Source organism: Agaricicola taiwanensis (assembly GCF_014635245.1).
GTDB classification, from domain to species: Bacteria; Pseudomonadota; Alphaproteobacteria; order Rhizobiales; family Methylopilaceae; genus Agaricicola; species Agaricicola taiwanensis.
In genome coordinates this window covers 583982-597982 of record NZ_BMCP01000002.1, presented here as the reverse complement: position 1 = coordinate 597982, position 14001 = coordinate 583982, and the positions used below count along the sequence as shown (strand labels likewise).

Below are 14001 nucleotides of genomic sequence, written 5' to 3'. Positions count from 1 at the left end.
TTAGCCGGCGACAGCCTTGTGCCTGCTCAAGAACAACTGGCGAACAGCTTTTCAGCCTCGGCTTTGATCCGTCGCGGTACGGAGGGATCGCGGCCGAACGCCGCGATCTCTTCCGGGCTCATGAGCGCCGAGACGCCCTTGCCGTAGCAGGAGCATTTCGGCACGATCCGGTTCTTCAACGGATCCGCTTCCCGCGACATGTCATAGACACAGCCGTCCAGCAGCCGTGTGCGGACCTGATCGCGGGAGATGGAAGCGGGAGCTGTCTGCGACTGAGCGGCGAACGGCACCATCGCAGCTATAATCGCAACCGCCAGACTGGTTTTGCGCATTCCGTTCTCCCGCCTCGGTCTAGTCGTCAGCCGACGATCTCTTCATCCTTGAAGAAATAGGCAATCTCCTCCTTCGCCGTGTCCTGGGCGTCGGAGCCGTGGACGGAATTTGCCTCGATAGATTCGGCAAAGTCCTTCCGGATGGTGCCGGCGTCGGCATTGGCGGGATTGGTCGCACCCATCACTTCGCGGTACTTGGCGACCGCATTTTCCCCTTCCAGCACCTGGACCACGACCGGGCCTGAGATCATGAAGGAGACGAGATCGTTGAAGAAGGGCCGCTCCTTGTGAACGGCATAGAAGCCCTCCGCCTGCTCGCGGGTGAGGTGGAGACGCTTGGAGGCGATGACCCGCAGGCCCGCACTTTCGATACGGTCGATGATCTTGCCGGTGATGTTGCGACGAGTGGCGTCGGGCTTGATGATCGAGAAGGTGCGCTCGATGGCCATATGTTGATTTTCCGATCGTTGTTGGATGTGGCGCGTGTATAGCGACGGCACTTGAAGGCGGCAAGACAGCACGAGCCGTCTTATGATTGAAACGAACGACATCTCCGATCGTAGCCACCGCCAAGGAACAGCACACGATGTCCCTCTCCCAGCACTACATCATGTTCGCGCGCTATAACGCCTGGGCGAACGGGCGCATCTATGATGCAGCAGCGGCCTTGCGAGATGAGGACTACCGCGCCGACCGTGGCGCCTTCTTTGGTTCGGTCCACAGGACCTTGAACCATCTTCTGGTGACAGACCGCATCTGGATGGTGCGGCTTGCACAACAGGGCACGGCGCCGGACCGCCTCGACGCCATCCTTCACGAGAGGTTGAACGAACTTCGCACCGCACGGGAGGCCGAGGATCGCAGGATCACGGCCTGGATTGAAAGTCTTGCCGAAGCGGATCTCGGCGCGATCGTGCAGTACCGTCCGGTGTCCAACCCAAAGCCGGTGGCCCAAAGCCTTTCATCCGCCCTGGCACACCTCTTCAACCATCAGACCCACCATCGCGGCCAGATCCATGGCCTGCTGACAGCCATAGCCGGAAAAGGCGCCGCCCCTTCGCTGGACCTGATCCTCTTTCAGCGGGAGCAGGGTATCGGCTGACAACAACAGCACGATCTTTTCATTGATACTGAAAAGTCGCTCGGCTAAGAAGCGGTATGAAGCTCAACGACTGGCTCACGCGGCACAACATTTCCCGCAGCTCCTTCGCCCGTTCGCTCGGTATCGCACCGGCCACGGTCACGGCGCTCTGCAATGATCCCTCTGCCTGGATCTCCAGAGAGATGGCGGAGAAAATCACGCGCCAAACCAAGGGCGAGGTCACACCCAATGATCTTCTCGGACTGGCTGCAGACATGAAAGACGACAGCATGGACACGATCGAAAAGAGGGTGCAAAGCGCCGTCGAGGCTTTCGCTCAAGGCGAAATCCTTGTGGTCACCGATGACTATGACCGCGAGAACGAGGGCGATCTGATCGTCGCTGCGGTTCACGCCACACCGGAAAAGATGGCCTTCATCGTCCGTTATACCTCCGGCATCGTCTGTGCCCCCATCACGTCGGATACGGCAAGGCGGCTGCGCCTTTCGCCCATGGTGGCCGATAACGATGCGCCGCATTCCACGGCCTTTACGGTTTCGGTCGACTACCGCCATGGTACGACGACGGGGATCTCGGCTGATGACAGGACGGCCACGGTACGCGGGCTTGCCAACAACAACGCAGGCGCTGCCGATTTCGTGCGCCCGGGACACATCTTCCCGCTCATCGCCAAGGATGGTGGTGTGCTCATCCGTTCCGGCCATACCGAAGCAGCGGTGGATCTGTGCAAGCTGGCCAGCCTCGATCCCGTGGGCGTCATCTGCGAGATGGTGAATGACGACGGGTCCGTCATGCGCGGACCTCAGGTCGCGGAATTTGCCGCACGGCACAAACTCAAGCACATCTCGGTGGCCGATCTCATTGCCTACCGTCAGGCTCGGGAAAAGCTCGTCGAACGCATTTCTGAATTCACGGTCGACACGGAGATTGGCCAGCTTCAGGGCTATGCCTATGTGACGCCCTTCGACCGGGTGCAGCATCTCGCCTTCGTCTATGGACGGGTGGGCGATGGCCGCAACGTTCCTGCCCGGCTTCACCGGGCTGATGCCATCACCGATGTTTTCGGCGGTGCCAAGGCGATCCACCAGGCGTTATCACACTTCAAATCGGAAGGTCGCGGCGTTCTGGTCTACCTGCGTGACGGTGCGGCGGGCGTTCCGCTGAACGTGGCGGGCAGCGAGGACAAGACGGAGAGCGAAAGCGCGCGCCACAAGCTCTGGCGCGAGGTCGGGCTTGGCGCGCAGATCCTCAAGGATCTCGGCGTCGGCTCAATCAACCTCCTCGCATCGCGTGAGCGTCACTACGTCGGGCTCTCCGGTTTTGGCATCGAGATCGAGAACACCGAGATCGCGGACGGCTGAAATCAGCCGTCTGTCTTCTTCTCCGCCCGTTCGAAGAGCCTGCCGGCCACATCCCGTACGGTGGGCGCCCGCACGGCATCAAACGGCAGTGGTCGGCATACGGCCATAGCTGCAAGGCCGACACGAGCCGTGAGGATGCCATTGATGACGCCCTCACCTAGCTTGGCGGAGATCCGCGCCGCCAGCCCGTGTCCAACCACCTGATCGATCATGCTCTCACCGGCAGCCATGCCGCCGGTCACGGCCAGATGCGACATCACGTGGCGCAGGAGCGTGAAAAATCCGAGTGTGCCCGGCCGCGCGCCATAGATCGTGGCAATGCGGCGGATAAGGCTGATGGAAACACCCGCAACAACGGCGATGTCGATGAAGGCACGCGGCGCCACTGCCGTGACGATTGAGACGCGCTGCGCCGCCTGAGCCACCGCACGGGCCGCGGCGGCATCCAGCGGTGCGAGGATTTCGCGCTCCGACAACCGCAAAAGGTCGGAGCCGTCGAAAATATCCGCCGCGTGTCGTGTGACGGCGGAACGGCCACGCGCCGTTTCCGGCACGGCGGCATAAAGACCCGTCAGGCGTTCCGCGATCCGTTTGGCCCCGGCGAGTTCATCCGTTCGCAGCACTTCGGTCGCGTCGTTCCTGAGATCATCGATCGCGGCCAGCCGGCGGATGGCAAGCATCTCCCGCGCGACAAAGCCCATACCGGCAACAGCCGTGACGCCTGCGACGGCAAGTCCTGCCCAGCCCAGCCAATCGGCCCGCGCATAGAGATCCTCGATCAGATGGGTCACGGCCAGTCCGAGCGCCATCGAGCCAAGAATGCCGAGACCAGACCAAAAAATTCTACCTAATTTCCAACGGCCTGAAGACTTCGGCTCAACTGGAACAGGAGGTAGCGCCGCGGGATCATTCAGCAGCACGAGATCATCGGGCACGGGTGCCGCTTCGATGATCTCCGCTTCATCGAGATGGAAGGTCGTCGGCCTGCGCGTTGTGTTCATCAGATCATCTATCCGGGGTCATGCGAGGGCATCGCCGATCAGGAATTCCAGCGCGCGATCGAGACGGATATGGGGCAGCCGCATGCCCCAGGGCGCGGGCTCGATCTGCGGCGGGCGGAAGTTGACGAAACGCATATCCGCCTCTGCCCCGCTCAAGCGCCCACGAAAGCCGCCCGCGGCAAGCGCCTGGGACGGGTCCGCCGGAAGATCACCTGGGAAGAAGGCCATCTCGCGCTCGCCATCGAAAATCTCATCTCCGGCCTGTTCACCAGCCTCAGGTACGCCAATGATAACGGGATATTCCACGCCGCCACGCCTGACCTGCCCTTCCCGCGTCGCACGCACCGAAGCCAGAGCGAGAATGTCGACCATCGCGCCCGCAGCACCAGCGCGGACAGATGCCCGCTCCACCAGCTTGGCGAGGATCGCCTCGAGCCGGTCATGGCTAGTGTGGTGGAGGTGATCTGCCTTCGTGGCTGCGAACAGGAGCCTGTCGATCCGGGGCCGCAGAACTCCCAGCCAGGACGGGCCGCCGTGGCGGAAGGCCGTCAGGACATCAGCCAGGGCATTCTCCAGATCCATCACCGCGTCCGGCCCGGCATTGAGCGCGGTCAAGGCATCCACGAGGACGATCTGCCGGTCGAGGCGGGCGAAGTGGTCCCGGAAAAACGGACGGACAACATGCTGGACGTAGGCATCATACCGCCGCCCCATCAGGGCCCAGATCGATCCTGCCGGAGCCGTGCCATCTGCGGGAACGTCCAACGGCGCGAAAGTCAGCGCCGGCGATCCCTCAAGATCGCCGGGCATGAGGAAGCGCCCGGGCGGTAGCGCCGACAAGGCATGGCGGGCGTCTCGGGCGGAGCGCAGATAGCTGGTGAAGAGAGCCGCGTTTCGGCGCGCCACATCCTCGCTCTCCCGGGTTCCGGGATCGGTTGCGGCTGTCGCCTCCAGCCAGTCGGCGGCGATCGCGGCACGCGCGCCGATCCGCGCCTGCGCCACTGTCTCGGATGACCAGCGTTCAAAACTCTTGCCCATGAGGCCAAGGTCAAGGAGCCACTCGCCAGGATAATCGACGATATCAAGATTGAGCTTGGAAGGGCCAAACTGCCGCCCCCAGAACCCCTGGCTCTGGTAGTCGATCACCACGCGAAGCTCGGCGATCCGCCGTGTGGATTCCGGCCAGTGGCGTTCGGCACCGGTGAAGGCCGACAGATGTTTTTCGATTTCGAAACGGGGTACGGCGTCATCCGGCTGGGGTGCGAGGCGGGCCGAGGCTATGCGCCCTTCTCCTGCCGCGCGGAAGAGCGGCATGCGGGCGCCAACCGTCAGTGCGTGCACGAGCGAGGTGATGAACACCGTCTTTCCCGCGCGGGAAAGTCCGGTGACACCCAGCCGAAGACTTGGCTCGACCATGCCGCTTGCCGCGTCCAGCAGGCTCCGGGCCGTGATGCGCGCCTCATGGCCAATGTTGCCGATAATCCCCATCACCTCGCCCCAAGATCTGCCGGGGTGACGATGTGGGTAAGCTCAGCGCCTCCAGGCTGCAGATCGCTCCACTTTCCGTCAGGGCAATTGAGAACGGCGATGGCCCCCGGTGGAAATCCGGTCGCCAGGCGACGCCGGGCACTGGCTTCTGAGAGGCCGGAAAGCTGTCCTGCAAGCTCTTCAAGTCCGGGGTTGTGCCCGACGACGACCAGGGAGGCCACCTCCGCGCCCACCGAGCGGACCAGGCTCAGGATAGTGGTCACGCGTGCGTCGTAGAGCGCGGCTTCAGAATGTGCCTTGATGGTCCGATCGAAGGCAGGCGCCGCCAGAGCCCAAGTTTCCATGGTGCGAAGCGCCGGTGAAACAAGCGCGAGATCAGGGATGAAACCCTGATCCGCCAACCAACGGGCCATCACAGGTACGGCCCGGACCCCGATGGGATCGAGTGGCCGTTCGCGGTCCGCAAGTCCTTCGGGCGAGAGAGCTTTGGCATGTCTGAACAGGATCAACCGACGCATATATCTTTCACTTGGGTAGGAATCGGCATGTGGCAAGCTCGCTACAACAAAAGTGTTACATAACGATTCCGCAGTCCGTTTACCGATTGGAGGAAGTATTTGCCTTAAATTGGCCGTAGCAGGATTCAAACTCAAGCATGCTCGTGAGTTGAGAGCATCAGGTCCATTTGAGGTTAACTAGTCATGTTAGTGTCAGCCAGCGATCAGGCAACAGCCGCCATCCCCACCCGCCCGATCGATCTCGTCCACCTCTCCCGCCAGACTGCGGGCGATCGCGCGGTGGAGCGCGAAGTGCTCGCCATCTTCCGTCGGCAGACCCGCCTCTTCATGATCCGCTTGGAGGGAACGACCGACCCCACCGGGCGCGCTGAAATTGCGCATGCTCTCGTCGGGTCCGCCCGCGGCGTGGGTGCATGGCGCGTTGCCGCCGCTGCCGAGGAACTGGAACGCGCGGCAAAGGGTGTTGGCAACACCGGCAGCGCCCTCGAAGCCGTCGCCGAGACCGTGGCCGAAGCCACGCAGGAAATCGACACGCTTCTCGCGGCCTGACGCCGCATCGGCGCATCGAAGTCTAGCATCGATTGCCGAAGGCCCCTAAGAAACCGAGGCGTCGTGCATCTTGTGCGACGCCTTTCTGCTTTGAATGAGCCGGGACGTCATGCCGAAGATCACCTTCGTCGAAGCCAGCGGTGAACGCCACACTGTGGACGCACCCGTCGGGTCGACGGTCATGGAAACAGCCCTCCGTAACAATATCCCTGGTATCGACGCCGAATGTGGCGGCGCCTGCTCCTGTGCCACGTGCCATGTCTATGTGGATCCGGACTGGAGCGAGGCCGTGGGTGGTCCCTCGCCCATGGAAGAGGACATGCTGGATTTCGCCTTCGATATCCGTCCGACGAGCCGACTGTCCTGCCAGATCAAGATCACGGAGGCTTTGGACGGTCTCGTCGTCGAGACGCCCGAACGCCAGGGCTGAACGACGACTTCCGCCACGCAGCACAATGGATTAGAAGCCGGGGCAGCTTCGCTGATCCTCAGGCCAATCCACAGGCTGCCGCACCCATGACCGAACCCTTTGACAGCGATGTCGTCATCATAGGCGCCGGTCCCGTCGGCCTTTTTGCCGTCTTTCAGCTCGGCATGCTGGGCCTCAAGGCCCATGTGATCGACACCCTCGATCAGGCGGGCGGCCAATGCGCGGAGCTCTATCCGGAAAAGCCGATCTTCGATATTCCCGGGCTTCCCTCGGTAACGGGTCAAGGACTGGTCGACAATCTGCTGGAACAGATCCGGCCCTTCGAGCCGCAGTTCCATTTCTCGCAAATGGTGGAGCAGATCATTCCGCTCCCCGACGGCCGTTTCCGCCTGACCACCGACGCAGGCCCTTCGTTCAACGCAAAGGCGGTGATCATCGCGGCAGGCGGCGGTTCATTCCAGCCCAAGAAGCCAACCTACCCCGGCATCGATGGTTATGAGGGCACCTCGGTCTTTTATGCGGTGCGGCAGCGCGAGCGCTTTCGCGGCAAGAAGGTGCTGATCGTGGGCGGCGGCGACAGCGCTCTCGACTGGGCGCTCAACCTGCAGCCTATCGCCGAACGAGTAACGTTGATGCACCGCCGGGACGTGTTTCGTGCCGCCCCCCACAGCGTGGCAGGCATGCGCGCCCTCGTGGCCTCCGGCGACATGGATCTCGCGCTGGGGCAAATCACGACGCTTCATGGAGACGGACGGACCCTCACGGGCGTCACGGCGCAGCGTGGGGATCTGACCACCTTCCACGTCGAAGCCGACATGCTGCTGCCCTTCTTCGGGCTGATCGTCAAATTCGGACCCGTCGCGGACTGGGGCCTCACGCTCCGTGAACATCACATCGTGGTGGATACCGAACGTTTCGAAACCAGCACGCCAGGCATTCATGCGATCGGCGACATAAACTGGTATCCCGGCAAGCTAAAGCTGATCTTGTCCGGTTTCCATGAAAGCGCACTCGCCGCCCAGGCCATCGCGGCGCGCATCAGGCCCGGCGGCGTTCCCAAGTTCGAGCACAGCACCTCCTCCAGCCTCCTGCAGGAAAAGCTGAGGGCATTGGACAGGGAATAATCGGCACGTCCCGAGGCGCTATTCACGGCAGCCGCCGCCCTTAACTCTCAGGAAACTATTCCCTTTAGCAAAATATTTTTTGCGGTGGCGCAGGATCTCGTCGCGCCCCTCAAATTCACATTTCAAGCGTGGAAATTAAAAGTCGTTGAAATTTATGGTAAAAAAGACGTTAACGAAACTTGCGATTTCCACAGCCGACGTGTTTTCTTTCGCCTCTGGCCCGTTTAGGATCGCCCCCGCGGCGAAGAATGCCCCAAAGCCGGCGTGTTTGCACCGGTGGGGAAAGGCGGGAGGGGACATGTCCATGACCTTCATACGTCCTGATGATTTGGGGTCGGCGCGTGTTCGACGGCGGGACGCTTCATTGTGATGAAGTTTGACCGCCGATGAGTTTTGAGTACGGGCGCGAGGCGAAAGACATGGCTAATAATCCACGTAAGATGAAGGACCCGGCCGAGGCAGCTCTCTCCGCCATCGAGGAAGCGTTGAACCTCGTCGGCGAGCAGGAGGCCGAGGTTCAGGAAAATCGTCCGGTGAAGGACGAGGAAGTGTTCAGGGAGCCAAACCAGTCCGCGCCCTTCGCTCGCGCGCCTCAGGCGCCTCGCCCGCAGCCACGCATCGAAACCGCAGGGCCCTTGCCTGCCAATGACGACACCCGCTCCTTCGCGCATATCGCCTATGCATTGCAGAAGCGCCCGTCGCGCACCCCTTACGTCCTTGCTACCCTCGCATCGCTTGGCTGGGCCGCCCTCGGCGTCGCCTATGCCTTCAGCGCCGGTCTGCTCCCAATTGCTCCAGGTGCCCTCTCCGATCCGGCGGCCCTCGCCCCGCTGGCCGCGGTGACCCTTGGCATCGTCGCGCCGATCTTCATCTTCTTCATGCTGGCCGCGTTGACGCGCCGTGCGAATGAGATGTGGCTCGTCTCCCGCTCCATGACGGAAGTCGCCCTTCGTCTGGCCGAGCCTGAGTCCACCGCCCGAGATGGCGTTCTGTCTATCGGGCAGGCCGTGCGCCGTGAAGTTTCCGCCATCGATGATGGTATCGAACGCGCCTTTAGCCGCGCCACTGAACTTGAGGCCATGGTCCGGGGCGAGATCACCGCTCTTGAACGCTCGTTCCAGGACAATGAAGTGCGCGTGCGCTCCATCGTCGAGGAACTGCGCAATCAGCGCGAAGGCCTTGTCGCCAATGCTGAACAGCTGCGCCATACGCTGACCGCCACGCACAGCGACCTTGCTCGCGAACTCGCCAACGCCACCGAATATCTCACCACCAGCATCACCGAAGCCGGTAACCGCGCCACGCAGAACCTCGGCGAGAGGAGCATCCAGATCACCGAGGCTGTCGGCTCGGCCGGCGAAAACCTGATCCAGTCGGTCACCACGCAGGCGCACGAGATCATCGACCGTCTTTCCAGCACCGGCAACGACGTCAACGGCACCTTGACCCGCGTCAGCACCGAGGTAACCGTCAACCTCGAAGAAAAGGCCTCCGCCTTCCACGAGACCTTCGTCAATTCCAGCCGCGACCTCACCCAGTCACTCGAAGATCGTGCCCGCAGCATCACCGAGACCCTGACTGAAACCAGTTCGGGCATGATACGCTCCTTCGAGGACCGCGCCCAGACGATTACCGATACGCTCGCAGACAGCAGCGCGCGCCTCAGCGAGACCATGGCCATGCGCGCGCATGCCATCAGCGAGGAGCTAACCCGCGCCAGCGAGACCACCACCTATACGCTGTCGGAGCGCGCCACGGCGATCACGGACGCCCTTAATCGCACCAGCACGGACGTCACCGAAGGCCTCACCGGCCGCGCGCAGATGATCACCGAGGCTCTGGCCCAGACCAGCGCGGATCTGACGGAAGCTCTCGCCGACCGCGCCATTGCCATCGCCGATCAGCTGTCGCGAACCAGCACCGATGTGACCGATACGCTCAACGAGCGTGCCAACGCGGTGTCCGACGCCCTCACCCGCACCTCCGCCGACCTGACCGAAAGCCTCACGCTTCGGGCCCGCGAGGTCACGCATACGCTGGCCGACACCGGCACCCGCATCGCGGAAGCGATCGCCGCCCGCTCCATCGAAGCCAACGACACGCTGGAACGCACAGGCGAGACCCTTGCCGGCACCTTGGGCGATACCGCCCATCGCATTGCCGATATGATCACGGAGCGCACCGGCACCGTCACCGAGACACTGAAGGCGACCGGTGAGAGCCTCGTCGTTGACCTCTCCATGCGCGGCGCGGAGGTCACCAGCCGCCTCGACGACACCGGCAGCCGCATTGCCGAAGTCATCACGACGCGCGGTGGAGAGCTCGCTGAGCGGCTCGCCGCCACCGGCGATCGCATTTACGAGACCATCGCCATCCGCGGCGTCGAGATCGATCGCCGCATTGGCGAGACAGGCGAGCGTGTGGCCGAGTTGCTCGACACCCGCGGCATGGCCATCGCCGACCGCATCGACGGCTCCAGCCAACGCATCCACGAGGCTGTGGTCGTGCGTGGCGGTGGCATCGAGGAAAGCATCGAGTTCGCGGCCAACCGCGTGCTCGACACCATTACGACGCGCACGACCGACGTCCGCAATTCGCTCGAAACGGCCACGTTCGAGATCGACCGCGCGCTCCATGAACGCAGCCTCACCTTCGAGAGCGTCTTCGCCAAGGCCCGCGAGCGGCTGGGCGAAGCCATCGTCGAGCACGGCGGCGCTCTTGCCCGTGACCTGCGCTCCACGGCAACCGACATTCACGACGCGATCGTGGTGCGCGGCTCCGAGCTCGAGGCACGCCTCGGCGACAGCGGCTCGCGCATGACCGACCTCATCCGGCAGGAGACCGATCTTGCCGAACAGCGGCTCGCGGAATCCATCGAACGCATCGGCGAGACTCTCGGCGCGCGTTCCAAGGAAGTGGAATCCCACCTCGTTGGCGCAGCCGAGCGCACCAGCGCGCGTCTCGTGGAAGAGGCCTATTCGCTCGAGGGCCGCTTCGACAACGTCGCCGAGCGCCTGTCCAGTGCTGTTACCTCTGAAATGCAGCGCACGGAGTCCGCGCTCACCGATGCGGTGGAAACCACCTCGCGCCTGCTGATGGAGCGTATCGGCGATATGAGCCGCGAGATCAACGCCAGCGGCGAAGGCCTGATCGAGTCCATTTCCGAGCGCAGCTCGAAGGTCAACGACGCCATTGTCGAGAGCACCATGCAGCTCGCGGAGAGCATCACCACCCGTGGCTCTTCGGTGAACGACTTGCTTGCCATGAAGATCGGCGAGCTCGATCACATCATCGGCGGACGCGGTATGGAGCTCGCCAACCGCATCAGCCACGACATGGTTGGCTTCTCCTCGACCCTGGAGGATCACTTCAGCCGCGCCGAAGACGTGCTGGGCAATCGCGGCGCCGCGATCATGGAATCGCTCGCGGCCCGCACGGCCACCCTCGGCGACACCGTTGCCGAGCGCACCCGCGCTCTGGAGACCATCCTGACCGACCGCACCCGCGAGATCGAGTCGGCCCTGTCGAACCGCTTGGAGGATTTCGAGCGCTCGCTGACCGACAAGATCAGCTCCGTGGGCGACAGCATGGACGGCCGCCTGGCCCGAGTGAACGACGGACTGGACGCCCGCGCCAACAACCTCAACGAGGTTCTGGCCACGCGGACCATCGAGCTCGCACGCACGCTCAACGACGGCGAGCAGATGATCACCGAGTCGCTGGCGGCCAAGTCCCAGAACTATGCCGATGAGGTTACCCGCCGGGCGACCGAGGTCATCGATGTGCTCGCCGGCAAGACCGAGGAGGTCAATCGCGTCCTCGGCACCAAGGCCATGGAGATCGCGGAAAGTCTCGACAGTCGTGCCGCACGCTTCGAGATGGTCGTCGTCGGCCGCCTCGACACCGTCTCGGCCGATCTGGAGACGCGGGGAACGGCCCTCGCCGATCGCCTGTCGGACAAGGTGCAGAATGTCACCGACGCCCTCAAGGGCGCTGCCGGCGAAGTCGAACGCTCCCTGGAGAAGCTCTCCAGCGATGTCGTCGATACCCTCACCGCCCGCGCTGGCGACATCGGTTCGACGCTTGGATACCGCACGGCGGAAATCGAGCGCGTCCTCAATGACAACGGCGGCCGTCTCGTTGAACTTCTCACCGAACGTTCGGCACAGATCGGCACCGCTCTCGGCGAGACGACAGCTCAAATCGAACGCGTACTGAATGACAACGGCGGCCGTATGCTGGAGACGCTGGCCGCCCGAACCGGTGAAATCAACACGACGCTGACCCAGCGGACGGCGGAGATCGAACGCGTCCTCAATGACAACAGCGGCCAGTTCATCACCAGCATCACCGAGCGCAGCGAAGAGCTGAGCGATACCCTCCAGAAGACCAGCGCCTCCGTTATCCGCGCCTTCGAGGATAGCAGCACCCGGTTGGGCGACGCTCTGTCAGCCCGGGGCAGCGAAGCCCGCGCTCTCTTCCTCAACGCTGCGGAAGAACTGGCCACGGCCTTCGGCGCCGAGACCAGCAAGCTGGTGGACGATCTGAAGACCAGTGGTGAGGATCTCAAGGGCTCCATCTCCGACACGCTCGGAAGCCTTGGACGCACCAGCGTCGAACTCTCCGGCATCGTCTCCCGTGCCCGTGACAGCCTGGTACTTATCGAGGCTGGCCTCGGCGAACGAACCAAATCGCTGGAGGCCACAGTCGAGGCGGTTGCCAGCACCAGTGACCGCACCAACGCGCAGATCAGCGAACAGATCGCTGCGCTCAAAACGGTCTCGAATTCGGTGCTTGCGGACGTTTCCAAGCTCGCGGACCGGCTCGACGATCAGGGGCGCGCCCTCGGTCAGGCGAGCACCGCGCTCGACGAATCCCAGGCGCGTCTGGAATCCACGCTGGAAAGCCGGAGGAAATCGCTGGAGGATACTGCCAGCGGCCTCGCCTCTCAGACCGACGATCTCGATGTCCTGCTGCGCGGCTTCGTCCGCCTGATCGACGAGTCGCTGTCGAGCGCCGAAACCCGCGCCCGCAATGCCTCCTCAAGCATGGCCCAGGAAGTCGCTGAAGCCGGGCGGGCTATCACCGAAAGCTTCGACAAGATCCGCGCCACCAGTGGCGAGGAGCGTGAGAAGACCACAGAGGCTCTGCGCCGCACCTATGAGCAGGCGATCGGTGAGGTCACCTCCCTGCTCCGCAGCGCCAACGACGGCTTCAGCGATCTCGCCAAGAACATGCGTATGACGACGTCGTCGATCCAGACGGAGTTGCAGACGACCCGTGACGAACTCCGCAAGGGCATCATGGCTCTTCCGCAGGAGACTGAGGAGAGCACCGCCGCGATGCGTCGCGTCGTGTCTGATCAGCTGAAGGCACTCAATGCGCTGACGGAGATCGCGGCACGCCACGGCGGCCTGCATGACGTCGGGGAAAATCGCCGCGTCGACTATGCAGCAGCGGTGGCGTCGGCCTCGCAGGCTGCCGAAGACCTGCGTGCCAAGCCGGCCGTACAGCAACCTGCCCCCACTCCGGCACCGGCTCCGCTGAACCGCGCCCGTGAGGCAAATCCTCAGCCGCTGCCGACACGCAGCCCGTCACCTTTCGAGAGTGACAACGAGGACGGCAGCTGGCTGTCCGGCCTGCTTGCCCGCGCGTCACGCGAGCCGCTCGCCAACAACAACGCCGCGCCGGCACCGGCACCGGCGCCCACACCGGCAAAGCAGCCGGCAGGCGAGCGAAACGTCCGCTTCGCACTGGAGTCGCTCGACAGCCTGTCGGTGGACATCGCCCGCATGATTGATCATCAGGCGGTGATGGAGCTCTGGGATCGCTACCGCCGCGGCGAGCGCAATGTCTTCACCCGCCGCCTATACACGCTGCAGGGCCAGAAGACCTTCGACGAGGTACGCAAGAAATATGCGGCCGACGGCGAATTCCGCCGCACGGTGGAACGCTACATCGGCGAATTCGAGCGCCTGCTCGACGAGGTTGCCCGCGACGGCAGCGACCCCTCGGTCGGCCAGAGCTACCTGACGTCCGAGACGGGCAAGGTCTACACCATGCTCGCCCATGCGGCCGGCAGGTTCGACTGATCCA

Annotated in this window: 11 protein-coding genes; 6 read left to right on the top strand and 5 right to left on the bottom strand. The window is 63.3% G+C overall.

Going from position 1 to position 14001, the window contains the following annotated elements:
- Positions 1-26: 26 nt before the first annotated feature.
- Together IEV58_RS10245 and ndk are read right to left on the bottom strand one after the other, a co-directional pair.
- The gene (locus tag IEV58_RS10245) at positions 27-332 is read right to left on the bottom strand and encodes a hypothetical protein (RefSeq protein WP_188409626.1); all 306 of its coding nucleotides are present in this window, start codon (positions 330-332) and stop codon (positions 27-29) included.
- Between the two features lie 26 nt (positions 333-358).
- On the bottom strand, positions 359-781 hold the full coding sequence (ndk, locus tag IEV58_RS10240; RefSeq protein ID WP_188409625.1) for a nucleoside-diphosphate kinase: 423 nt from the start codon (positions 779-781) through the stop codon (positions 359-361).
- Positions 782-918: 137 nt separating this feature from the next.
- Here ndk and IEV58_RS10235 point away from each other — a divergent pair, with 137 nt between their 5' ends.
- Positions 919-1434 (top strand): DinB family protein, encoded by a 516-nt coding sequence (locus IEV58_RS10235; protein WP_188409624.1) that lies wholly within the window; start codon positions 919-921, stop codon positions 1432-1434.
- Between the two features lie 56 nt (positions 1435-1490).
- Complete coding sequence (gene ribB / locus IEV58_RS10230) at positions 1491-2795, top strand: 3,4-dihydroxy-2-butanone-4-phosphate synthase (RefSeq protein ID WP_188409623.1); 1305 nt, start codon at positions 1491-1493, stop codon at positions 2793-2795.
- 2 nt (positions 2796-2797) lie between these two features.
- Here the strand turns inward: ribB and IEV58_RS10225 are convergent, their stop codons facing one another.
- Genes IEV58_RS10225 through IEV58_RS10215 form a run of 3 tightly spaced genes read right to left on the bottom strand, consistent with a single transcriptional unit; the run spans position 2798 to position 5802 of the window.
- Positions 2798-3796, bottom strand: a complete 999-nt coding sequence (locus IEV58_RS10225) for a YcjF family protein (protein WP_188409622.1) — start codon at positions 3794-3796, stop codon at positions 2798-2800.
- An 18-nt stretch (positions 3797-3814) separates the two neighbouring features.
- A complete protein-coding gene (locus IEV58_RS10220) occupies positions 3815-5284 on the bottom strand; it encodes a YcjX family GTP-binding protein (RefSeq protein ID WP_188409621.1) in 1470 nt (489 codons plus the stop codon).
- Positions 5284-5802: a SixA phosphatase family protein gene (locus IEV58_RS10215; RefSeq protein WP_188409620.1), complete on the bottom strand. Its 519-nt coding sequence runs from the start codon at positions 5800-5802 to the stop codon at positions 5284-5286. Before IEV58_RS10215 ends, IEV58_RS10220 begins: the two co-directional genes overlap by 1 nt.
- Before the next feature lie 183 nt (positions 5803-5985).
- On the opposite strand from IEV58_RS10215, the gene IEV58_RS10210 reads away from it, so the two are divergent.
- From IEV58_RS10210 to IEV58_RS10195, 4 genes are all read left to right on the top strand, one after another.
- On the top strand, positions 5986-6351 hold the full coding sequence (locus IEV58_RS10210) for an Hpt domain-containing protein (RefSeq protein ID WP_188409619.1): 366 nt from the start codon (positions 5986-5988) through the stop codon (positions 6349-6351).
- Positions 6352-6460: 109 nt separating this feature from the next.
- On the top strand, positions 6461-6781 hold the full coding sequence (locus IEV58_RS10205) for a 2Fe-2S iron-sulfur cluster-binding protein (RefSeq protein ID WP_188409618.1): 321 nt from the start codon (positions 6461-6463) through the stop codon (positions 6779-6781).
- Between the two features lie 86 nt (positions 6782-6867).
- Complete coding sequence (locus IEV58_RS10200; RefSeq protein WP_188409617.1) at positions 6868-7905, top strand: NAD(P)/FAD-dependent oxidoreductase; 1038 nt, start codon at positions 6868-6870, stop codon at positions 7903-7905.
- A gap of 419 nt (positions 7906-8324) precedes the next feature.
- On the top strand, positions 8325-13997 hold the full coding sequence (locus IEV58_RS10195; protein WP_188409616.1) for an apolipoprotein A-IV repeat region-like domain-containing protein: 5673 nt from the start codon (positions 8325-8327) through the stop codon (positions 13995-13997).
- Positions 13998-14001: the final 4 nt, after the last annotated feature.

What these genes read in the sequence shown, in the direction of transcription:
- IEV58_RS10210 (WP_188409619.1), top strand. Translation starts at nt 5,986, where the DNA reads ATGTTAGTGTCAGCCAGCGATCAGGCAACAGCCGCCATCCCCACCCGC.
- IEV58_RS10195 (WP_188409616.1), top strand. Translation starts at nt 8,325, where the DNA reads ATGGCTAATAATCCACGTAAGATGAAGGACCCGGCCGAGGCAGCTCTC.
- IEV58_RS10200 (WP_188409617.1), top strand. Translation starts at nt 6,868, where the DNA reads ATGACCGAACCCTTTGACAGCGATGTCGTCATCATAGGCGCCGGTCCC.
- IEV58_RS10215 (WP_188409620.1), bottom strand. Translation starts at nt 5,802, where the DNA reads ATGCGTCGGTTGATCCTGTTCAGACATGCCAAAGCTCTCTCGCCCGAA.
- ribB (WP_188409623.1), top strand. Translation starts at nt 1,491, where the DNA reads ATGAAGCTCAACGACTGGCTCACGCGGCACAACATTTCCCGCAGCTCC.
- IEV58_RS10205 (WP_188409618.1), top strand. Translation starts at nt 6,461, where the DNA reads ATGCCGAAGATCACCTTCGTCGAAGCCAGCGGTGAACGCCACACTGTG.
- IEV58_RS10225 (WP_188409622.1), bottom strand. Translation starts at nt 3,796, where the DNA reads ATGAACACAACGCGCAGGCCGACGACCTTCCATCTCGATGAAGCGGAG.
- IEV58_RS10235 (WP_188409624.1), top strand. Translation starts at nt 919, where the DNA reads ATGTCCCTCTCCCAGCACTACATCATGTTCGCGCGCTATAACGCCTGG.
- ndk (WP_188409625.1), bottom strand. Translation starts at nt 781, where the DNA reads ATGGCCATCGAGCGCACCTTCTCGATCATCAAGCCCGACGCCACTCGT.
- IEV58_RS10245 (WP_188409626.1), bottom strand. Translation starts at nt 332, where the DNA reads ATGCGCAAAACCAGTCTGGCGGTTGCGATTATAGCTGCGATGGTGCCG.
- IEV58_RS10220 (WP_188409621.1), bottom strand. Translation starts at nt 5,284, where the DNA reads ATGGGGATTATCGGCAACATTGGCCATGAGGCGCGCATCACGGCCCGG.